At 44.1% G+C, this 22,802-nt stretch carries 19 protein-coding genes; 9 read left to right on the forward strand and 10 right to left on the reverse strand.

The window, feature by feature from the left end:
- Positions 1 to 4 precede the first annotated feature (4 nt).
- Entirely contained in the window at positions 5 to 1,090 is a 1,086-nt protein-coding gene (locus MHM89_RS16305) for a hypothetical protein (RefSeq protein ID WP_239409235.1), read from the reverse strand.
- A 116-nt stretch (positions 1,091 to 1,206) separates the two neighbouring features.
- Between MHM89_RS16305 and MHM89_RS16310 the strand changes: the two genes are divergently transcribed.
- Positions 1,207 to 1,896 (forward strand): alpha/beta fold hydrolase, encoded by a 690-nt coding sequence (locus MHM89_RS16310; RefSeq protein ID WP_235419775.1) that lies wholly within the window; start codon positions 1,207 to 1,209, stop codon positions 1,894 to 1,896.
- An 86-nt stretch (positions 1,897 to 1,982) separates the two neighbouring features.
- Here MHM89_RS16310 and MHM89_RS16315 read toward each other — a convergent pair whose 3' ends face one another.
- Entirely contained in the window at positions 1,983 to 3,005 is a 1,023-nt protein-coding gene (locus tag MHM89_RS16315; RefSeq protein WP_239409236.1) for a kelch-like protein, read from the reverse strand.
- 142 nt (positions 3,006 to 3,147) lie between these two features.
- A complete protein-coding gene (locus MHM89_RS16320; RefSeq protein ID WP_239409237.1) occupies positions 3,148 to 5,547 on the reverse strand; it encodes a TonB-dependent receptor in 2,400 nt (799 codons plus the stop codon).
- A 202-nt stretch (positions 5,548 to 5,749) separates the two neighbouring features.
- Between MHM89_RS16320 and MHM89_RS16325 the strand changes: the two genes are divergently transcribed.
- Positions 5,750 to 6,754: a fibrinogen-like YCDxxxxGGGW domain-containing protein gene (locus tag MHM89_RS16325; RefSeq protein WP_239409238.1), complete on the forward strand. Its 1,005-nt coding sequence runs from the start codon at positions 5,750 to 5,752 to the stop codon at positions 6,752 to 6,754.
- Between the two features lie 308 nt (positions 6,755 to 7,062).
- Positions 7,063 to 7,407: a mannan-binding lectin gene (locus tag MHM89_RS16330; protein ID WP_022946214.1), complete on the forward strand. Its 345-nt coding sequence runs from the start codon at positions 7,063 to 7,065 to the stop codon at positions 7,405 to 7,407.
- A 96-nt stretch (positions 7,408 to 7,503) separates the two neighbouring features.
- Here the strand turns inward: MHM89_RS16330 and MHM89_RS16335 are convergent, their stop codons facing one another.
- Positions 7,504 to 8,031: a hypothetical protein gene (locus tag MHM89_RS16335; protein WP_239409239.1), complete on the reverse strand. Its 528-nt coding sequence runs from the start codon at positions 8,029 to 8,031 to the stop codon at positions 7,504 to 7,506.
- Between the two features lie 288 nt (positions 8,032 to 8,319).
- Here MHM89_RS16335 and MHM89_RS16340 point away from each other — a divergent pair, with 288 nt between their 5' ends.
- Positions 8,320 to 8,979 (forward strand): hypothetical protein, encoded by a 660-nt coding sequence (locus MHM89_RS16340; RefSeq protein ID WP_239409240.1) that lies wholly within the window; start codon positions 8,320 to 8,322, stop codon positions 8,977 to 8,979.
- A gap of 119 nt (positions 8,980 to 9,098) precedes the next feature.
- Here the strand turns inward: MHM89_RS16340 and MHM89_RS16345 are convergent, their stop codons facing one another.
- Together MHM89_RS16345 and MHM89_RS16350 are read right to left on the reverse strand one after the other, a co-directional pair.
- Positions 9,099 to 10,130, reverse strand: coding sequence for a methionine synthase (locus MHM89_RS16345; RefSeq protein WP_239409241.1), 1,032 nt, complete (start codon positions 10,128 to 10,130; stop codon positions 9,099 to 9,101).
- Between the two features lie 28 nt (positions 10,131 to 10,158).
- On the reverse strand, positions 10,159 to 11,136 hold the full coding sequence (locus MHM89_RS16350) for a DUF1852 domain-containing protein (RefSeq protein WP_239409242.1): 978 nt from the start codon (positions 11,134 to 11,136) through the stop codon (positions 10,159 to 10,161).
- Positions 11,137 to 11,610: 474 nt separating this feature from the next.
- On the opposite strand from MHM89_RS16350, the gene MHM89_RS16355 reads away from it, so the two are divergent.
- Positions 11,611 to 12,420, forward strand: coding sequence for a sulfite exporter TauE/SafE family protein (locus MHM89_RS16355; protein WP_239409243.1), 810 nt, complete (start codon positions 11,611 to 11,613; stop codon positions 12,418 to 12,420).
- A gap of 73 nt (positions 12,421 to 12,493) precedes the next feature.
- Here MHM89_RS16355 and MHM89_RS16360 read toward each other — a convergent pair whose 3' ends face one another.
- Positions 12,494 to 12,805, reverse strand: a complete 312-nt coding sequence (locus MHM89_RS16360) for a hypothetical protein (protein WP_239409244.1) — start codon at positions 12,803 to 12,805, stop codon at positions 12,494 to 12,496.
- Between the two features lie 323 nt (positions 12,806 to 13,128).
- Here MHM89_RS16360 and MHM89_RS16365 point away from each other — a divergent pair, with 323 nt between their 5' ends.
- Both MHM89_RS16365 and MHM89_RS16370 read left to right on the forward strand, forming a co-directional pair.
- Positions 13,129 to 14,163, forward strand: a complete 1,035-nt coding sequence (locus MHM89_RS16365) for a hypothetical protein (protein ID WP_239409245.1) — start codon at positions 13,129 to 13,131, stop codon at positions 14,161 to 14,163.
- Between the two features lie 171 nt (positions 14,164 to 14,334).
- Complete coding sequence (locus MHM89_RS16370) at positions 14,335 to 15,099, forward strand: transporter substrate-binding domain-containing protein (protein WP_239409246.1); 765 nt, start codon at positions 14,335 to 14,337, stop codon at positions 15,097 to 15,099.
- Between the two features lie 46 nt (positions 15,100 to 15,145).
- On the opposite strand, the gene MHM89_RS16375 is transcribed toward MHM89_RS16370, so the two are convergent.
- From MHM89_RS16375 to MHM89_RS16385, 3 genes are all read right to left on the reverse strand, one after another.
- Positions 15,146 to 15,787 (reverse strand): lysoplasmalogenase, encoded by a 642-nt coding sequence (locus MHM89_RS16375; RefSeq protein ID WP_239409247.1) that lies wholly within the window; start codon positions 15,785 to 15,787, stop codon positions 15,146 to 15,148.
- A 121-nt stretch (positions 15,788 to 15,908) separates the two neighbouring features.
- A complete protein-coding gene (locus tag MHM89_RS16380; protein WP_239409248.1) occupies positions 15,909 to 16,718 on the reverse strand; it encodes a hypothetical protein in 810 nt (269 codons plus the stop codon).
- Between the two features lie 598 nt (positions 16,719 to 17,316).
- Positions 17,317 to 17,703: a hypothetical protein gene (locus MHM89_RS16385; RefSeq protein WP_022946228.1), complete on the reverse strand. Its 387-nt coding sequence runs from the start codon at positions 17,701 to 17,703 to the stop codon at positions 17,317 to 17,319.
- Between the two features lie 426 nt (positions 17,704 to 18,129).
- Between MHM89_RS16385 and MHM89_RS16390 the strand changes: the two genes are divergently transcribed.
- Complete coding sequence (locus tag MHM89_RS16390; RefSeq protein ID WP_239409249.1) at positions 18,130 to 18,438, forward strand: hypothetical protein; 309 nt, start codon at positions 18,130 to 18,132, stop codon at positions 18,436 to 18,438.
- An 805-nt stretch (positions 18,439 to 19,243) separates the two neighbouring features.
- Positions 19,244 to 21,808, forward strand: a complete 2,565-nt coding sequence (locus tag MHM89_RS16395) for a hypothetical protein (RefSeq protein ID WP_239409250.1) — start codon at positions 19,244 to 19,246, stop codon at positions 21,806 to 21,808.
- The last annotated feature ends 994 nt before the right edge of the window (positions 21,809 to 22,802 follow it).

Below are 22,802 nucleotides of genomic sequence, written 5' to 3' on the forward strand. Positions count from 1 at the left end.
TTTATCAATCCAAATCTGGGCGATAATCACGAATAAAACGCAACTGGAATTCGGTGTTATCAAAGTCTGCGCACATGACATCGAACCCATAATGCAACACGGTATCAATATCAGCGCCAATAGCGCCTTCTTGCGTCAGCGAAGCCATCGCTGTGAGTAGCTCTTTGGCTCGAGTTTCATGGCCCCCACACCCGTAGTCAACCACTGAGTAAAATTTTGCGTAGTTATCGCCCAAGCTTACAGCCTGTTGGAGATACTCACCTCGCTTGGATCCCTCACTCGTGCGAGCCAAGATAAACGCAGCGCGAGGCTGCTGACGATAGCGGAGCAAATAACGCAGGATCGTTTGCGCTTTAAACGGTGAGTGGGGATAGGCGCCGCGCATTTGCCCTTGAGGGCGCATATCACGACCAGTGTAATAACTATAAGCGTAATAAAAAGCCTGCTCGGTAGATAAGCCCTGCAATGCCTGTGGTGTCACATCTATGCTTTTTTCACGATGCTGCGTTAATTGTTGCTGATAGTCCTGCGCCCACTGCTGCTGAAGCCTCGCCCCATGAACAACATGAATCGCTAGCGCAGTTGCGGCACAACAAAAGGAAGCGCCAAGCAGCAGCACTGGAAACGCAACATAACTACGATTTTTTAGCTTTTGGCGACTAGCGTGTGGCTGCTGTTCACTGAGCAAGTAAAAAGCACGATGGTCTGTCAACGGCACACTTCTGCGAGCAAAAAAAGCGGCAGCCCACGCACCACTGACATACAATGCCAGCAATATAATTCCCCAAATTGTGCCTGAAAGGACAATACCGATATTGATGGCAACGCCCACGACTATTATGTGCGCCAACAAAGCGAGCACGGCAAAACGCCGCATAAAGCCCTTGCCATGATAACGCACAGCAACGCCTAACAGAGCACCGCTGACAAATAACATCAAAGGAGATGCCTTAGGCAACACAGCAAACGTTCCATACCACAGCAGTAAAATAGGTATACACCACATGCTTGTGTACAAGGCGGCTTTTAATGCATGTTGGTTATTGAGTTGCGTGTGCACTCGCTTTGCCATGCTCGGCTCTAGATTCATGATAATGTGTCCGGCTTGAGAATATAAATAATGGCTGACTGTACCAAAGAACTATACCCAGCGCCGTATCATTTTCATACCGTGTAAACTCTATGTTAATAATAGGTTTTATACTCATGAAACATATTTTTGTCGCTATCGCTTTATTGGTCGGTTTAAGTCCATTCGCTTGGGCACAGTGTCGCGATAATGTCGTCTTGGTCCATGGCAACACATCATCCCCCTCGAGTTGGAACAACACCCGTGAGCAACTATATGCTCAAGGTTATACCGATACACAAATCTTTGCCCCAAATTGGGGCTCTAAAACATGCGCCAGCTGCAACGATCACAACGGCAGTGAAGAGCTTCCCGTGCGCGAAGCAATTCTTGATGCCATCAACCAATCGTGCAGTGGAAAAATAGACATTATTGGCCATTCGATGGGTGTCACCCTAGCTGCGCAGCAAGTTTACAAACTGGGGTTAAGTGCTGATGTCGATGCATTTGTCGGTATTGCTGGGGCGTTGCGCGGTTTATTAAGTTGCGGTGTTTATCCTTACAATGTGTGGAACAGTACCTGTGGGTATCACGGCCTATCAGTGAGTAGCCCGTTTCTTGACGGTCTATATGGGCAGCAATTCGCAAACCGAGTGTATTCCATTAAAAGCTATGCCGATCAGGTCATCTGCGCAACGGGGAGTTGCTACGTGTACGGCATTCACAGCAGTCGAATTTGGCATGAAACTGCTACTTTTACTTACGCTCTTGGCCATTTTGGCCTACAAACCGATACCGCTGCTAAGCAGGTTAGTCTAATTCAATAACAACCTTGTCGTATATGGCACCCAATACTCACGCTTTATAACTAAATATACGCATTTATAGCCGGTAACATCATACCGGCTCGTGACTATTTCGTTGAACTTGTGGCTTCGTTCGCTACTACCACGGCCTCAGCGGCGGTGTTAACCTGCGCACTGGTTTTTGCCAGACCGACCGCCTGAGCCCCTCCAATCAGCCAGGTTTGTGCGCCTAAGGAAATCGCCCCTAGACCATGACGAGCCAAAGGCCACTGTCCTTGCACATGCCATTGCTGAGTACGAGCGTTGTAGCGCAGCACATCGGTATAGACTCCCTCGGCGTGTTCACCGCCAAAAACAGATACATAGTGATCATTGACTGTTGCAGCGTGCCCTGCCCTTGGCTGTGGCATAGAAGGCAAGTGTCGCCATGTATCTTGTTCGCTCTGATACTCCAACACATCCGTCATCGGCGGCATACCGACTTGGCGCCCGCCAAGGATGAGCCATCGTCCATCAATCTGCACGGTTGCGGCGCTGTTACGAGCACTGGGTAGCGGCGCTGCTTCAGTGACGCTAAATGTGTCAGGGTCGAACACAAAATGGCGTGCAGTATCATGGCTATGCTGCCACTGACCATTTTTATCGCTATGTGGTGTGCGCCCACCGGCGAGGTGTATCTTGCCATCGATAACTGCTGCAACCGTCTCACTTAATGGGATAGGTAAAGTGGCCACATGCTGCCACTGCGCCGCTGATTGAGACAACATTAAAATGTCACCAGTATTAAACCACTGGCCGCTTTCGGAGTTGATAAAGCCACCCAATGCAAACAGCTTATCGCCAACCGCTTGTAGATAGGTATGATGACGCCCTTGGGGTAAATCTGGTGCGCTCTGCCAGTGCGAATCTCCAGGAGACCAGTAATGCACTCTCGCTGTCATTTGCCCTTGAGACACTGGCAGCTGGCTAGAAATTCCACCTGCTACCCATATCTTATCGCCTATCAATGTGGGGTATATCTCCTGTATAGGCTCCACAAGAGATGCACCCGAATGTTGTGGCTCAGCGTGTAAACCAGCGGCCCATAAAGCACTCAACACCAATATCAGAGGGTATTTAAACTGTCGCATAATAATTATTGGATGACTCCGCAGGGTGAATAAACAACCGTTAGCATAGACAGAACAGTGCTTTAAAAACAACTAACTAAAGGTCTTACAACCCCCCCTATCAACACCCATGAGTGACAAAAAAGCGCCCGAAGGCGCTTAGTTAGAACTGATAATGAACACTGAGTTCAAGGTTCCTTTCCTCTCCGGGCAAGCCGCCTAGGAAAAGTGCCTTTTCGTAGTAACGCTCATTAAATAGGTTATCTAGGTTTAATTGGACTTTGTAGTTATCTGCCTCGTAGGCAAAGGCGGCATCCCAACGCACGTAGCTCGGGACCACGGATTTAGGCAAGCCAAATGCGGTGGAATTAATGGTGCGCTCATCAACATAAGTCACCCCGAGATTCACTACCACAGGATGCGCAAGCTCAAAGGCGCTCATATCATAGCGTAACCAAGTGCTGGCAAAGCGCCTTGGCACTCCTTTTATTTGTCCAGAGCGCTCGCCTGCACGCACGGTCACTGCGTCCTGGTAAGTACCATTAACATTGACGGACATTACCTCGCTGAGCGCCATATTCAGATCAAACTCCACCCCTTTAGTGGAGTCCTCATCGTCATAAAAATATTGTGGCACACTGATGTTGAACTCGGGGTCATTGGGATTGTCGTTAAACGCCTCATTGGCGTAGCGTAAATTAGTGCGTCGGGTGTCAAATAGCACTAGTGAACCGAGTAAGTCTTCCTCTAAGGCAGTAAAACGCACGCCAATATCCAATGACTCGGATTCAGAATCAGGGCGATTATCCGCTTGGTTTTCACTTACTGACCCTAAAATACTATAGGCCGTGCGCCCTTTCGACATATTCACAAAGGTCGATAATTGCGATGACAGCTGATAGTTGAGGCCTAGGTTATAGGTCATACCGGCATCATCACTGTCGTTTTCTAGGCTGACTTCGGGTACTCGCGCAGTGCCTCGATGCTGATAACTTTGCTTAATGCGCGTATAGGCTGCGCCCACACGCGCTGTAAGTGCATCACTTAAATAAAGAACTTCTTGGCCGCTTATCCCCACTGCTTCAACACTTTTATCATAGTGACTGCGCAGCACTGGGCTGTAGTCTTCAAAATGCCCTGTTGGCCAGTTGGGGTTACGGATATCAAGAATATAATCAACAGCGTTGGCATCCGCAGCGGCGCCATCGGCATCGTAAATTGACCAGCTTTTAAGGCTAATATCGCGTTTTTCTGCATTCACACTCAGTAAGTGCTCACCAACTACCGAGCCCCAATCCCACGTATGCTGCAGATCGGCAAAGTACTGAAACATTTGTTCTTGCGCATGCTGCTTGCGATATTCTTGGCGTCGCGCTGCATAGGGGTAGAGTTCACCATCGACCATTAGCGGTGCACGCGGCGCTAGATTAATGGTGCCTCGACGCTGCCAATACACATAGTTGTAAGCTCCAGTTTGGCGCACGAAATCGGACTCATAATCGCGAAATTGCAGTTGTTGCGTAAGCTCTGTATTAGCACCGAGATACCAATCCCACCGCAGCTTCACACGTTGCTCAGTACCAGCATTAGGGCGACTTAACGGCGAAATTACATTGCCATCACCGAGATCAAAGGGTTCAAGCCCATCGTTGTGTTTAATGCTCAGCGCTAGTTGTTGTCGTTGCTCGGCATTTAGCTGGAGCGCTTCGCTCGCAGCATCATTGGGGAGATCAGCGCCACTCAAAGGGTAGTCACCGTCAATGCTATCCCAGTTAACAATACGCACTGGAAAGCCTACGGAGTCTACCTGCACTTCATCGTCAATATAAGCCGTTGATAATAACAAACGATGGTTATCGCTTGCCTGATAGCGCAATGACCCATAAAACTCACTGCGCTCACTACCCAAATCGCGGTAACCATCACTCGATTGGTGATTGACGACTGCGCGGTAAGCCCAGTTCTCACTGAGTGCGCCAGTTGCATCAAACATCACCCCGTAGCTTTGCCATTGCCCAACATTAACCGCCACCTCATACTGGGCTTGGTCTTGTGGCTTCTTTTCAATTAGGTTAATAACGCCACCAGCGGCACCAATACCATATAACCCGGTAGCCGGGCCTTTAAGCACCTCAACACTGTCCACATTGGTCATCGACCGCGTTGGGTTAAAGGCGTTGCCTAAATCAGCGCCACCATACATGCCATCATAGGTGTAGTTAACGCCTAGGCCACGAATAATAAGATTATCACCGACACCATAGTTATTGCCCGCTTGTGCTAATCCGGAGACATTACGCACCGCTTCTTGCAAAGTGTCAGCCGATTGCTGATCCAGCAAGGCTTTATCAACCACAACAATGGGTGCGGGGGTTTGCATCAAGGCCATATTCGACTTGGTTGCCGTGCCACTGTTGAGCACGAGTTCGTTATGGCGACCATAGACGCTAATGCGCTCAACCTTGTCTAGCTCTTGCGACGACGAGGTGTTGGCAGATGCATCAGACGACAGCAGCGCTGCGCCTACGGCAGCACCTACGAGTGAAAACTGAAATACGTTCATTATCTCTTCCCTATATGAGATACAGCAAAAAACGCGCGCATTCTAGCAGCAAATACAAATGATAACAATTACTATTAACAGGTAATTTAAACTATTGCAATAAAATGATTTACAATATAAAAAGTAGTATTTTGTTCCTATTTATTATGGTTGTAAAAAGTAATAAATTAGATGGAAAATAAAAATATGGAAGGATTCCACATTGAAAAATCTAGTTTACATTGCATTAACAGCAACAAGCTTTATCGCTCAGTCAAAAATAACCACTCATGTAGAACCGAACAGCTACGACCCTATAGTGCCCAGTGATGGCGGTGTAGTATATTATTCTGAAAACATATCAAACCCAGACAGCCAGACGTCAGAGGTTAATTATTATAGTTATTTAACATTCCCAGATGGCAGCATCTATAACTTCTCTATGGGTGATGTATTAACTTTAGATCCTGGTTCTGAATTCAATGAAAACATTAACCACATAAAAATCCCTGGATACTTTCCAAATGGAGAGTATAAGTTCAACTATTCAGCATTAAATAGAAAATCAGGATTAATAGCCAGTAGCTCTTTTAGTATAATTAAAGGTCAGAAAACAAGTTCTTTTTCATCATGTGCAAAGCTTCTGGAATCAGGTGAGCACAGTGGAGACGGCATATACACACTGGCTGTTAATGGTGAACAACTTACAACGTGGTGCGATATGACCAATGGTGGCTGGACACTAGTTATGAGGGGCTATGGACAAAACAGAACCGGAGAATGGATCAATGTAAAATCAGGGGCTTTAAATGTAAGCGCAGATAAATCTCCAATGATGAAAGAAACTTTTAAGTTTTCTGATAAGAACCTGAACACTATCGCGTCTTCTGGCAACAACACCCTGAAGATTATGGCTGATGATGGTTTAGCACCACGATTCGCAACTGGTCCCTATTGCCATGGTACCGCGAATACATGTGGATTTTATAAAGGTACTTATGCAGATGAAGCTCTTACTCAAGACTACGTAAAAGGTGTAAATGGAAGCCGCTACGAAAATATCAGGGGAGGAATATCTTCTGACAGAACCGACAGTGACAGTACCCAAGTATTTTTATACTCTTACAGTAGCTACGCAAACAGGGCTTGGGCGTTAGGAGGCAACATACGCTCTAGTTGGTGCACAGGACTTACTGCTAGTTGCAACTTTTCTATTTGGGCAAAGTAGAAATTTTTTCGCATCTCGGCATTCTCTAAATGGCAGAGCTTGTCGAGCTGCATTTCTCTTCTAAGCTTGTTGCTCTGATCTAACGGTTGATCATTACCTTTTCATAGGCAACTCTTCCTAACAACCAACCTGGTACACACCATAAAAATAAAAGAAACAAAATACCCCTATTTAAGATACTGCTTTTTAATGATTTTATAAATTGTTATCTGATGTAATAAACAATTTTCAGAAAAAAGCTAATTTTAAAAATGTGCAAACACCTTGCACGAATAAAAATTAGATTTTAATCGAAAAAGGAGATTATTATGTCAACATTTAAAGTAAACATTCCCGCAGGTCCAATTTGGGACCAAAAAGATGCTGAGGATAAAGCGCCCCTTGTAGCGGCAGCACACCAGGGCAAATGGACGGGACAGTGGAACACTGTCGTCCAAGGAGAGATGAGTGTTGTGGAAGTTGAATTGCAAGTGAAAAACACTGGCTCAGACTGCTTCAAAACAAACGTTCTTGCGGGGCCGCTATGGAGCAACGATGAAGCGCAAAAAGTGGGGGAAACCTTAGCAGCCTCTTACGGCGGCACCTTTACCGGTGAGTGGCACACCATTGTTGAAGGCAAAATGAGTGTGATTGAAGTTGAGTTCAAGTTCTAAGTTATTCTATATTACTTTAATTTTTATAATAACGGCTAGCAACCCTAAAAAGCCAGCCGTTATTATATATAAAACAACACTCTCATTTTACGGGGTTTAATTAAGCGTAAAGCTTGTACCAGACCAAAATATAGAGTCGTAATCACTACACTGCATACACTTGTACCATCTCACAGCCTCACTATCATAAAAAAGGCTGCTGTATCCGGCATCTCCTTGGTGAGTAAAAACTTTTACTACGCTAGAGTCACGTAAAATCGCCAGAAACCGCCCTTGCTGAGCGGATTTCGTTTTATAAACACCCACGATAACACGCTCTTCACTAGGCTCGTCATCTAAGTTTGCTCGAATGGAGAACTTTAATGGGGAACTCTGAATATCCAGATATTGAGACTCAGGCAACGTCTCCTCGAAATAGCTCTTATCGAAGACCGTAATGTACTCCCAATCTGGATTTAGTTCCGATACCGGAATCTCCATGAAATTAGACGTTTCAGCACAAAAATTTTTCGCAGTCCACCATGCTTTATTAGGTTCTAGAGTTGAAGTTTCACCAGCTATTGAAGGGGAGTTAAAAAAAGCCCCCGCAACAAGGGAAAGAATCGATACCTTACCAATCAACATGTCAATGCCTCCCACCTGCCATTCTAGGCTCTGCAATTAATGACGTGCCTTATGAACCTCTCTTGTATTAAATTTTGAAGGGCTCCTATTTGCCAGCTAATTGGAAGTAATAACTAGCGAAAAAAACCATTCAATTATAATAACATGATAACCTATAGCCGATTAGCTACTCAGTTATTTTTATATAATTCAAACCACGGATGTAAACATTGGTTTTTAAGTAAAAAGTTTTGGCGATATGTATCCAACTCGAAGAAATAGTGAAGCTGATTTGCTGGAAAAAATAAAATGAAAAAGATAACACTTGTGTGCGCGCTTATCTCTTCATGTGCGAGTGCACAGTATAACTACCTAGACCAAAGCACTCTGGACAACCTCGATGGCAGTGCGTTTTTAGACGCGCCTCGTCATCCTGTTTACTTCGATTCAGGCGACGTTGCACGTAACTGTGAAGACTACTTATCACTTATAAAAGCACATCACTTAAAAGAAACCAGCGACAATTACCTCGCTAAAACTGAGTATTTATCTTGTGAAGTACATGGGTTAATCCAAAAAAGCAATAAACTGGTTAGTAATAAACTCGCCTTGCCAGATTTAACTCCCTTAGCAACTAAACTAGACTTACGCTCAATACCCTCTTCGTTTGGAGCTCAGCTCAATGAGAGTAACTATACGCTATCAACTCTTACTCAACAGGCAGTGCAATATAAAAACAATCAGCTGTTCATAAATACACCACAGCAATACTTTGAATTCAGACTGAAAGCCGTTTTAGACTTAAACAGTAACACAATACCCGATTGGGTTATTTGGATGGTGGATGAGTCCAAGCAAGGCACCTACAAAGCTTATGTAACCCTTATCGTTATGGATGCACAGCCAGACGCACCAACGTGGCAAGCGCAAAAGTTTAGGCAAGTGTATCAAGGGCAAAGTTCTGATTAGTGAGCTTGTTTACTGATGAACCGTACAAGTCGGCAATGCCATACCTAGTTGTAAAAAAGTAGCCTCTGGCGAACGGACGCCATCAGCTACCTTATACTTTCAAGCTTAGTTTAAGCCCGTTACGAGGCACTTAACTCTTTACGTACAATCTCGGCTCCGGCACTGAGCGCACTGAGTTTGGCTCTCGCTACCGAGCGAGGCAACGGCGCCATGCCACAGTTAGTGCAAGGATAGAGCTTGTCAGCATCCACATATTTCAGTGCCGCGCGCAACGTGCTGGCCACCTCTTCAGGGGTTTCAATGCTGTGGGTGGCCACATCAATGGCCCCCACCATCACTTTTTTGCCTCGGATCAGCGCCAGTAGTTCGATAGGCACATGGGAGTTGTGGCATTCCAAGGAAATTATGTCGATATTTGATGTTTGTAACTTCGGAAACACCTCTTCATATTGCCGCCACTGCGTGCCCAGAGTCTTCTTCCAATCGGTATTAGCTTTAATGCCATAGCCATAGCAGATATGCACAGCGGTTTCGCATTTCAGTCCTTCAATTGCTTTTTCTAAGCATGCGATGCCCCAATCGTTAACCTCGTCAAAGAACACATTAAATGCCGGCTCATCAAACTGAATAATATCAACGCCAGCGGCCTCAAGCTCTTTAGCCTCTTGGTTAAGTATTTTGGCAAACTCCCAGGCTAACTTTTCGCGGCTTTGATAATGCTCGTCATACAAGGTGTCGACCATAGTCATCGGCCCCGGCAGCGCCCATTTAATCGGTTGTGTGGTTTGCTGGCGAAGAAACTCAGCATCAGCGACAAAAACCGACTTGCTGCGAGAAACGGGGCCAACCACGCAAGGCACACTGGCATCGTAACGGTCGCGAATTTTCACAGTTTTGCGGTTATTGAAGTCAACACCATTAAGATGCTCAATAAAGGTGGTCACAAAGTGTTGTCGTGTTTGCTCGCCATCGCTGACAATATCGGTACCAGCGACTTGCTGCTCATGCAGTGCTACCCGCAGGGCATCTTGCTTACCATCAATCAACGCGTCACCGTGCAATTTCCACGGTGACCACAGTGTTTCCGGCTCAGCCAACCATACCGGTTTAGGTAGGCTGCCAGCGCTTGAGGTGGGTAATAACTTGTTCATTATCAGCACTCTTCTAGATTGTTGTTATTTATAAAGCGGTGTTGGCAGACCACTGCTCAAGTACCGACTGATAGGGTTTAATAAAGTGCTGCTCGGCGAATTTACCTTGGGCAATCGCCAATCGGCTGCGCTCTTCGCGGTCATAAACAATTTGCGTGAGCGAGTGATCCGCATTTCTCAGGTTAGGTTGATAACAGCTGCCCGCTACTGCGTTGGCGTTGTAGATCTCTGGGCGATAAATTTTCTGAAAGGTTTCCATGGTGCTAATAGTGCTGATCAATTCCAAATTGGTGTAATCGTTTAACAAGTCACCAAAGAAGTAAAAGGCTAGCGGCGCTACACTGTTTGGCGGCATAAAGTAACGCACCTGAAGCCCCATCTTTTTAAAATACTGCTCGGTTAATGATGACTCGTTGGGATGATACTCAACACCTAAGACTGGATGTTGATTCTCGCTGCGGCGATAAACTTTATTGTCTGACACGCTAAGGCATATAACAGGTAGCTTGGCAAAATGCTGTTTATAAGTGTTGGACTCAACAAAATGCTTAAACAGCTTGCCATGCAGTTCACCAAAATCACCGGGGACACTAAAGCCCTCTTTATCTTTGTTGTGCTCTAGCAGTAACACACTAAAGTCATAATCGCGCACATATGACGAGAAGTTATTGCCAACAATGCCCTCGATACGCTCATTGGTGCGATGATCGATAATGTTGGTTTTCAGCACTTCAATCGATGGAAAGGCTTGTTCATCGCCGTCGATGTGCATATCTACCGACACAATTTCTAGCTCTACGCCGTAACGGTCCCCTTCGGGGTTATCCCAATTGGCCAACGCATTAAAACGATTATCAATCATTCTTAAGGCGTTGCGTAAATTTTTTTGGCGGCTCTCGCCGCGAGCCAGGTTAGCAAAGTTGGTGGTAATACGCGTAGTGTCTGACGGCGTATAGTGCTCATCAAGACAAATGCTCTTAATGGTAAATGTGAAATCTTTTTTCATGACTCGTTGGTATCCAAATTCCTAAGGTGAAAGCAAACGTCTTCGTGCTGAGTATGCTGATGCTGCCAGGGTGATGACCGCTGTGGCTGTGTGAGCCAACCTACTCAACAACATGGCTTAAGTTATACGTACATACTTGGATGAAGAAAAACGGTTTAATTTCAGGTAAAACATGAGCATGATTCATTTGCTGGCAAAGCCGTTGCTATTCCCTCAAAAAGCCCTGGCAAATCGTGAGCACACCGCCCCAAAAACAAACAGACTTCTAGCCATCTATATATAAGGATGTATTTTCCTCAAGTAAAAGCTGAGGAATATTCATGACTTAGCAGCACTAATTGCCGTAATGATATTGATATACTCACGCCTCAGGTGGCAATCAAGTGACACAATAGGTGGATTGCTAGATAACGCGATACACCCCCTTGCAGGGGTCATTAGCCGTTTCAAGCAAATAACAAAGAGAATAATGAAATGAGTGAGTTAGTCGTACTATTTGTTTTCTGCGCAATACTGGGCAATGCTGTGGGCTTTTTAGCGGGTTTACTTGGCATTGGTGGCGGGCTCGTCATTGTGCCTATTCTGAGCATGATTTTGCTGCACTTTGACGTGTTGCCCCCTGAGCAGGTTGTAGTTACCGCCATTGCCACCTCATTGGCATCGATTTTGTTTACATCTACATCGTCAGCCATCGCTCATCATAAACATGGCAACGTTCCCTGGCAGTTAGCGCCTTGGGTGATGCTAGGTGTTGGTTTAGGCGCCCTGATCAGCGGCTTTATGGCAGCACTATTACCTGAGCACGTGGTGCGCTGGGTATTTGCTGTTAGTGTGTTTGCCATCGCTATAAAAATGCTGATGGGCAATAAAAGTACCAGCACCAATGCACGCTCCTTGCCTAATAAAGCAGTACTAACAACGTTAACAACTCTTACCGGTGGCTTATCGGCCATGATCGGTATCGGCGGCGGCGCAGTTTTAGTGCCGCTGTTGAACTTTTTCTCTGTGGATATGAAAAAAGCCATTGGCTGTGCATCTGCATGCGGCATTGTTATTGCCTTATTCGGCTCAATTGGTTACATCAGTGCAGGGGCGCAACATCTCGCCCTTACAGATGGTTTTGCTGGCTTTGTTTACCTGCCAGCGTTAGCGGGAATAGTTTGTACTTCATGGTTTAGCGCGCCTCTAGGAGCCAAGGCCACGCAAACCCTGCCTGTGGCCACCATTAAGAAAATATTTGCACTGTTGTTGGTTATTATGGCGGTTAATATGCTCTTAAAGTAGCGAGCAAATCGGCCTTAAAGTATGGGCCGATCACGTACCTTGCTCTTGGTTTCTGGGCGTTTTTATTCCGGCGCTATTGTTCTTCGTCCGCGCTGGCGTTAAGGACCAGTTCCTGCATTTGTTGTGGCGTAAATACAAAGAAATAGAGATTTTCAATTGTCGCCACTGCTTTGCCCTGCAACATAGGGTAATCCGAGGCATCGGTATCGAGCCAGTAGCCAGCTAACACTCCTTCCTTTATGGGGAAATAAACACTTTCACTGGTGGTGATGGCGTCGGGAGAATCAAACACATAATCGCCATAGTGCTGGTGCACAATGTTAACCAGTTCGCTTTGCTGCTGCTTACGCTGGCCCACTTGTGACATTAATTCAGACTCTTGCATACAGCCTCTTCGTTATTTAATTGCAGGTTATTTATAAGCTGGCTTAATCACTCTTCTCGCACTTGAGTAAAGCAAAGCCAACACAGTAAGAATAAATATAACACGCCATATCTACAAGGCGACAACCTAGAGCTGAGCCCTTTAATTACGAACTTTATCCGCCCTGATAAAAATCCAAGCTCATATAGGTTGCCACGAAAGCCTGATAACCATTCTCTATTAGCTATTTCATAAGACAAAATTACAGTTTATTATTAATCAGTTAAGGACTTTTGTAGTGCCGCCAGCACTATCACTTCAATCATTTAGGGAAATGAAAAACGATGAACAAACTCCATTGGCTGATCGCCTGCTTTTTTCTTCTTTTGCAATCACTACCCGCCCGCGCCCAGTTAAGCTTCCAATTAGAAATGATACCTAACCCTTATCAAGCACCTAAAGGGACAAGAGCCATACTAGTCAATGGTGACGGCTCGCACGTGGTTGTGTACGGCAAAAAAGTGGATGAGCATGATGATAAAATCCCTATGGCATTTCATTGGAGTGAGCGCGACGGCCATACCCACCTTGGCCTGTTAAATAACCGCAACGTACTGCTCCCCATGGATATCTCTGATGATGGCAAGGTCATCGTCGGCCATAATGGAGGGGCCAGTTTTGTGTGGACCAAGCAGCAACAAATGCGCACTGTGCCCAAACTAAAAAGCCATTACATCAACACCGCGATATCCATTTCGGCAGACGGTAAAACCGTGGTCGGCTATACCGGCTGGCAATCGGATATACGAGCCTTCCGGTGGGAAATAGGTAAATCATTACAAGAGATTGGTACAGGCAAAGACAAAGTAAAGTGGCGTAACGCAACATACAGCTCAGAAGACGCCAGCGTGATTGTTGGCAGCACACCTGGGCAAGTTTATGTGTGGAAAAGTGATAACACTATAACCCCTATCATCGCGCCAGAGGACTGCCACTTTATTGCCGAGGACGTCTCTCATGACGGACACACTATTGGTGGACGCTGTAGCATCGATACGCCCATGGTATGGAACGAGTTTAATGGTTTTAGCACCTTGCCAATACCAGCTGAGGCGGCCACAGCTATGTCAGGGGATGGCACAAAATTCCTCGGCTCAGCAAAGTATAAAGGTGAAAATTACATTGATACTTATCGCCCTATCTTATGGCATCAAAAGCACATTTACTTTCTTGATGACATTGTAAAACAGCTCAACCCAAATAAAGCGATGAAAAGAGTCACTATCAGTAACATCTCATCCAACGGCAAGGTGATTGTTGGTGGCTATAAAGACAGCATCGACCGCTACTATCCGTTTAAGCTGATAATTAAAGAGTGATAAAACCCAATGAGCGCTGAGGATGAGAACCGGACGAACTTGTATTTTCAGCGCTTAACCATTTATAAAGCTATTTTTTGCATTAAAACTCACCTGGGCATGCCAAAGCACTGGAAAAATGTGCATAACTGCGGCAAGCTAGTCTTTTAAGATGTAAATAAAGTGTAACTTATGCGCGCATGTATTGCTCTTTTGGCGTGGTTATTAATGCTGGCTTTGCCCACCTCAGCGTGGTCCTCAGCACCGCTAAGGTTTGTAGCGGAAGATTTATACCCGTTACACTTTGCAGACTCTGAAAAACAACCACAAGGCTTCTTAGTCGATGTGGTCAATATTGTTTTAGCACAGTGCCGTTGCCAAGGGCAGGTGGAAATTATGCCTCAAGCAAGAGCATTTAAAGAGCTGCGAACAACACCAAACACACTGATGATTTCGTTACTAAAAACTCCACAGCGAGAGACTGAATTCATCTTTTTAGGTTCTGTTTTTAATGCTCACGCCTATCTGGTTGGCCTTAAAGAGCGGCAATTTAAGTTAACTGACTTGCAAAGTGCTCGCGGGCTACGAGTAAGCACGGTACGCGGTTATTATAGCCACCAATACTTACAAAAAGCAGGCTTTTCGTTGCAACATGACTTAGTACTGGCGCCCGAGCCTGCCAGCTTAATGAAAATGCTCTACAAACAGCGCACCGACTTGGTACTTACCAACACCTTGTCGTTAGATAAAGAACTTCGCAGTATCGGCCTTGACCCCAACCGGCTTGAAAAGAAACTGCACCTCCCCGAGTTCCCCAGCGAGCTGCATATTACTGCCAACAAGAAGCTTCCAGCCGACCTTGCCACCCGACTTCGCCAGTCACTTAAAGCCATCAAAGCATCAGGGCAATATCAAGCCTTGCTAAACAAGTGGCAATTGACACTCTCAGCTTATTAAGGTGCGTTACCGAGAAGATTCATGCGCCCTAGCTGAGCCCTCGCAGCTAACCTTGATGAGTAATACTCAACGCAATGCAGCTCTGGGCTAGGTAGTAGGTTGCAAGTAACATCGGCTGAGTCCATTGATAACTTGTAACAAAGCGACCGTAGGCTAAGATGGAATCCGACATCATAAACAGGAGTGCACCAATAAAGGCGTAAACGCTGAGCGAATAACCTGAGCTCTGCCAAAAGATATAACTTGCCAAAACCATGAGACTAAGCACAGCAGCATAGGCATAAACAGGCCCACGTAACGCACCTAGGTGCTTATCTAATAACCGGATAAGAACACCTGCGTATATGACTAGTGCCACCAGCAGTAAGGGGCTTAGAACGAACTCGGTGTTGTAAATGAAAGCGATGATATAAGCTAAATGAGCGATAAAAAACGCGACCAACCCTTGTAAAAAGTAGTCTTTTTTCAACATTAGAAAGATGTCACCCAAAAGGGAGAAAAATAATCCTGCAAATACCCAATACTCTATCAGTGTAAGCCCGCTTGTTTGGGTATATGCCAACACGGCAATTAGCACGGTCGTTAAGGGCTTAAACACGTAGCACAGCGCGCTGCTATGGCGACTATCAGCAATAATATGAGCGCATGCAGAGACAAAAATTAATAGCAATAAAGTGTGAAATAACATAGTAATCGTTGTAGTTGCCTTAGGCTCTAACTGCCGTGTGGGTGGATAAAGTACGATGACACTTAAGCTTTTTAGTGCCTCTTATGTCAGTGCTTCCCATAACCATGTATCCAAAATGCCTCTAGCTTAGCGTTATCACTTTGCTCTTGAATAGATTAGCAAGCCTATTAGCGTAGGCAGAGGCTGCACTTAAGCTGTTACTTTCCAAAATATTGATGCGCTCGCCGCTGTGCGCTACAACGTTGAGCTGATAGTCAATGAGTAGTGGCTGGTTGCGCCTAGCATAGCGGATGATCTGCAAGCTATCGATGTCGCTGGTATCCATTATACAGGTGTCCTTTGACAAACACGCCACGTTCGACAAATACACTCCCTGCTCGTCAAAGTAGAACGTGTTTTTAGGGGAAAAGGTTTTATAGGCGGCAAAAAGTAACAGCAATAAAAAGATGCCTCCTTCCAAGGTGGGTGAGCGAGTCAGTTTATATCCTGGAATAACTCCTTCCTCTGGCACGATAATAGCTTCGACGATTGCAACGAAAAACATAACCAAGCCAAGGATGTTTAACGACACGACTTTATCTTTAAACGACAATGCTGACTTATAGCCGTCCGCATAGGGCGATAGCATGGTAAAAGAGCTCACCGGCTCTACTTTGTGCCACTCGTAACCACGTAGATGTTGGTTCTCTTTTTTAGCCACTTGCTCTTGTAGCGCATCGAGGCGTGTTGAATCAGTAAAAGCCCGTATTAGTTCTTGCCAGCTTTCCTTAAAGTTAGCCTTACTCAAAAAGTAAATATTAGACAGGCTTAAGAGCACACCGACAAGACATAAACCTGCGAATAGCTTGATATCGTCAACCAAACCAAAGGCAAAAATACAAAGAAAGAAATAAGCCGGTAACGACATGATCATAGGAAAGATAACACCCACGCTGACATCTCCATATACAGCAGATTGATAATATTCTCACTTTTTCAATCATTAGCAAAGCAAATCCCATAATAATATGGCACCCACTAAACCACTGGAGGTCAGCCTTTTAGGCGTGTAGGTCGGGCTTCAGCCTGACAAGCTCAATGCAGCGTTGTAGGTCAGGCCCTAGCCTGAAAAGCACAGTGCAGCGTTGTAGGTCGGGCTAGTGAATCGTTGTAGGTTAGGCTTTAGCCTAACAATCATAGTGAAATCCTTGTAGGTCAGGCTTTAGCCTGACGAACATATACAACCCTTGCAGGTCAATTTTTATCGGTAATAAGGAATACAGGAGCAATTGACGATAGCACTAACAACACCAGTTTATTTAGTCAGATGTAGAGTTAGCTGATCCATCCGTGAAAGTATAGTATCCGGTGTAACTGAACTTACCTCGCTGGCCCCAACAATACCGAGAGGCAGGGGCGAAATCACACGTTAACGCGTCACAACTGAGTAAAGCCGTTTATATAGCTCTAGTTACTCATACATTAATGTAAGCTTTGCATTGAGCAAAGCCCTACCCCATGCTGAACTTGTCTCAATTTAGCTGATAGAGCTAGTGCCAGCGAATGCTGCCAAAAAGAAGGTTACCCCATGTAACTTCAGTGCCACAGTACGGCCCAATTAATATGGTACAGGTCGCCCCGTCTACTTTCGTTGTTACATACTCTGAATAAACTGTTTTTCCATCAACAACCCATGACGTTGTGCCTGTTTGACCATAGGGAATGGTTAAAGGGATCGGAAGGGGAACAACGGGGCCAACAACAATACCTGCCCATTTGTAGTTGCCGTCGTGATGAAACACTTGCTCTGCATCTTCGGTGATTTTTGATTTATCCCCTATGGCATGGGTTTCGGTGTATACAATATCTGCGGAGACACATGCTTGTAGAGCTAACATGGTGAAAATGATTAACGATACGTCCTTGCATATTTTCATTGTTAGTTGAATTTCTTATTATAAATATTAGGGATGCATTTAATCGCCAGCGTTGAACTTTGTCAACAAATAGACAAAGAACACGATAATTTAGCCCCAAAGCCCCCCACCACGCATTGTTGACAGGCTTTATAGTGAGCCGTTGTTGGTCGGGCTAGTGAATCGTTGTAGGTTAGGCTTTAGCCTAACAATCATAGTGAAACCCTTTTAGGCCGGGCTTTAGCTGCCCACTTCCCTAAAACCGAGTGAAAATATCTGCACTACACCTTATCTAACTAAAAGAGTGCCTTGTTAATTAAGAGCCGCTGTGAGGTAAAAAAGCAAGACCTGCCCAACACTCCTTCCCTAATACACTCCACATTCCATAGCGCCCTCTGCCCGGTTATAATCATGCTCTATTATCGTCAATCCTTATCTCGAACTTCCATGAAAAAACTCTCCAAAGTCCAGTTAAAACAACGGGCACTGGTGATCAACGTTGCCGATACACTCGAAGAACAAGCGCGCGCAGAAATACCCGGCATGTTGCAATGCTGGTTTGATGTGGAGTATCAATTATTCCCTGGCTCCCTGCTCCTGTGTTTTCAATTCGAAAATGAACAAGCACTCAAAGCCGCCGAATCTCAACTACTCAAATGGCAAAAACGCTTAAGCGCCGCCATGCTGAAAAAAGGCGTGATCCTAAAAGATATGCGTAAGCACCTAACCTTTACCCTCAAAGGGCCAGAGGATTGAGATAGAAGAAACATGAGGCTAGGTGAATGTGATGGACTGAACAATGCAAGACCTGCCCTCATTGGCTTACTTAGCTTTCAATACGGGCAAGGATGATACCTGTAGGTCAGGCTTTAGCCTGGCAACTATGCTCATGTAGGTCATTGCTTTGTGCCGACAAAAGTATCTTTGGGTAGATCTTGTCAGGCCGCCGACTTCGGGTCAGAGGAAATGCACGCCCATTTCCTCTAACAACTCCTAGGACGCCCGTAATTCGCTATTGCTTGAGAACTCAGCCTTTTTGTTACCCGCTTCACTTAGCTACTGACATGACTTAACGGCCAAGCCTTATACTGGTATATCCAGCTCAGCGTCATACCCTCGCAGCAACCGCCAATCTATACAACAAAAGCGGCTTCCATAGCACAGATTAAAAGTGATGAATTACTCTTAAAAGATGAGTTATAAGGCGAAATTTCGATTCAAACCAATATTTATAAAACTTAACCCTAAATATGAAACAAAAATAAAACATGCTATTATCTCAAACAAATAAAAACTCTCATTTATTTATTGACATAAGGACATCAAAATGTATTTAAGGATTTTTTATCTAACTATAATTATTACATTCGCTTTAAAATTTAGTACAGCCTTCCCCTCTGAATTAAATTTAGAAAGTAGCAGTAGCAGTAGCAGTAGCAGTAGCAGTAGCAGTAGCAGTAGCAGTAGCAGTAGCAGTAGCAGTAGCAGTAGCAGAGTCCACAAAGAAAAAAGTTGCAAGTCAATAAATTGCGATTTACCTGAAAAAACCAATGAGAAAAAATTGAATGCATCTATTCCTGGCAAGGTGGTTGTATCTATTATAAATACAACTGTGCCAGTGGGTGTATATTTTGATATTGATGTCCAAAACCAAGCTAAGAATGCTACTTTTTATCATTTATATGAAAATGGTGCTTTGCTTGCTACCAGGTCAAACCTGCCTATAAAGCGCTATCCAAACGATACAGGTGAGCGCTACTATCAGGTACAAGCTTGCAATAACTATGGCTGTGGTCCGGTTAGTGACAGAGTCACGGTGATTATTGGAAGACCAGTCACGCAGAAACCAGTTATGAAGTTAGCGAATACAAGCGTATTTCTAAATAAATACTTCGACATTGATATCAAAACGACTATCCCAAATGCAAGCTTTTATAACCTGTACGAAAACGGAAAGTTATTGGCGAAAAGGGACACCTTACCTATCAGCAGATATATGGAAACTGTAAATGTTAAGCGCTATCAAATAGAGGCCTGTAACGAATTCGGCTGTGGTCCAATCAGCGACGGTATTGACGTAAGTGTAGAACCTTTCACTATAAAAAATGGTACGGTGAAAAAATCGCGAGCTATTGCACTGGTAGACACGTCTATTCGCTTAGAGGCTCATAAACCTCAAGAGAGTATTTTTATTAAAATAGGAAGTTATCCAGAAGTTGCTATGACCCTATCTACTAATGGCGAGTGGATTTATAACATAACGAACCTAACGGCTGGTAATTATTCTCTAACAATTAGGGCTATCGATAAAAATGGTAACGAGACAATTAAAAGGTTTTTAAATGAGGTCAATGGCACCACATATCACACTTTTAACCTATGCAATTCAATTTTTAACTCACAGTTAGTCTCTCAAAATAGAATCGAGGGAGAACTAATGCCTGAGCAGTTTGGTGCTCATGCAGATGGTACGCATGACGATTTTGAGGCATTTAAACATATGCTCAAATGCTCTAGCGGAGAAGAAATAGACAAAGAGCCAATAAAAGGTGATGACTCTACTAATTCAGTAATAAAGCTAGCTCCATCAACTTATTGCATAAATAGCACTCTGAACACACACTCTCTGTTTGGAGTGGGATCATCTAAAAGTACTAACCGAAGTGTCCATATTGTAGGTGCTGGTAAAAACGCAACAATTTTAAAGCAATGCGATGTAGCGCCAGACTCAGTTGATATAGCTATGTCAATGTTTAAGGCTGACTACAGAGATGTATCTAAATTATTTAGAATTGATGACCTTAGCGCCCAAGGTATTTTCTTACAAGATAGTAAAAACGAGCGTTTCCATAAATGGTTATCACTTCCTTTTAGTGAAGCTTGGGAAAAGAGTAACGATTGTAGTAACAAGAAATGTAAAAGTACTTTTGATAACGCTTTTGTAAATACCATTAGCTCTGGGAATATTATCGCTAAGAATATTTCTACATCAGGGTTCGTTTACGGCTTTGAGCTGGAGTCACCACGTGGCTTTTATTTTAAAAATATAGCTAATGATAGCTTCCTACATAAGCTAGTATCAAATGATAACATTATAGAGCGAATAGAACGCCCATTCGGTGCGCCATTCAATAAACTATTCTCATCAGGTTATGCCTGTATAAACAACCTCGCAGCGAGTCGAAGCTATAGTAAAAACCCATGTGACCAGCCCGAGAAAAAGATATTTAATGGCGAGCAGAATGGTGGAAACTGGAATGCTGCCATCCGGATTGAACATGCACGATCCAATACCATATTTGACCGTGTCATAAGAAATGTCTCTACATCAGATAGTGGGGCTGCAGTAGTACTCGGCTCATCATCTAATGATGTTAAAGTGTCAGATATTAGTTGTAACAATATCCACGATAACTGCGTCTACGTATCTTCAGGCCAAAATGTCAGAATAAATGGTGTCAATGGAATGAACGTCGGCGGCGCTCTAGTTAAAGGAAGAGGTTCAAACATTGGTATTCACGACATAACAGGAGATAATGTAACCATAGGTGTAAACATCCAGTCATTAAGGCCTGGTGAAGGCGTTACTTCGGCTGATATAACAGGCGTGAAGGTTACAAATATTAGAAGCGATGGCGTTAGAATTCAACATCATGAAAATTCGGGAAGTGATATTATTTACGGTGCTAATGTTTGTGATATTGATGTAAGTTTTTCAGCCACGATGCATAATGACTACACTGAAAGCTATGAACAATACTCTTATTCAGGTATTTGGGTTGGTTCGGATGTAGCTGAAGGTAAAGTGAGCTCCATCAATGTTGGAACATGCGATCAGGTTTACGGCGGCAACGCTCCCGATAGCTTCAACCCAACCAACCCAAAATCCACTTTCCCTTTGTTTAGCAATGATATATTAATTAATAAAGCAAACGCAAAGAAAGATTCTGGAATTCTATTTATTAAAAATGTACAGCCATCGCACATTAAAATTAACAAAGTAATAGGCATATTCCCCAATGAAAGTCCCAATCAGCTATTTAAATGGGTTGGTGATTCAAAACCAAATCACAATATTTGCCAACGTTTAGAGAGTGAACGATTTAACTGTATATCCGTAATTTAATAGCTTGAAGATCGTCTTATCTATAAAAACGAGTCTGCTATGAACAGAATGTGTAAGTAGAAAAGTTGCTGAGCAGAGCGTCTAACAGAAAGACCTGAGTTCGAAAGCATGAGCGAATTACGGGCGCCCTAGGAGTTGTTAGAGGAAATGGGCGCGCATTTCCTCTGCCCCGAAGTCGGCGGCCCGACAAGGTAGTAATTTGAAAAGCCTGAGTTTAGATTTATCAGGAATATCAAGTTGTCAGGCTAAAGCCTGACCTACAAGAAAAGCAAAGCTGACCTACAGGGGTCATTCGCCTAATAACACCCACAAAAAAGCGCCCCTTGTTAGGGGCGCTTTCGAATTTAGTTAATTAGCCCTCGCTGTGCAGCGAGAATAACATCCTGATCACAACAGATCTAGTTGGAAACTAAGCACCTTTATTTTTCAATAAGTTACGAAAAGGCTTGTTACAAACCTAGTTGGAAACTTTACCCCTTTTTTGTTGCCGAAAGCTTACTGGTAAAGCAATAGTAGTTGGCAACTAGGCTACAGGGCTTTATATATCGGGGTTTAACCTCGTTACCAAAGAGAAAATTGTGGTTCGAGAACATCTAATTAATTAACCAATCACAATAATGCTTTTTTCCACTGTAGTATCGTGTTTATGTCATTAATAATGAAAAAAAGCACTATCGAGAAATAGTAAGCTCCAAGCCATTAATGACACCATATCAGCGGGAGATTTTTATCACAGTTCTAAACAATTAAAGATGAATACTTCACTAAACAAGCAAAAACAATTCTTTCTTCAATTGCAGTAGATTTTATACAGCCTTAGTTACAATTAATTGTTCGGCTCTACAAACTTAATAAATTGACCTTTCCCCCAAAATTAACACCATGACTTTGATGAGATTTCTAATAAACTGGAGACAATGGAGATCTCAAAATGAAAAAACGTTACACCGAAGAACAAATTATCCGAGCAATCAAACAACATGAAGCTGGCGCT

Source organism: Pseudoalteromonas sp. CNC9-20, from assembly GCF_022347875.1.
GTDB classification, from domain to species: Bacteria; Pseudomonadota; Gammaproteobacteria; order Enterobacterales; family Alteromonadaceae; genus Pseudoalteromonas; species Pseudoalteromonas ruthenica.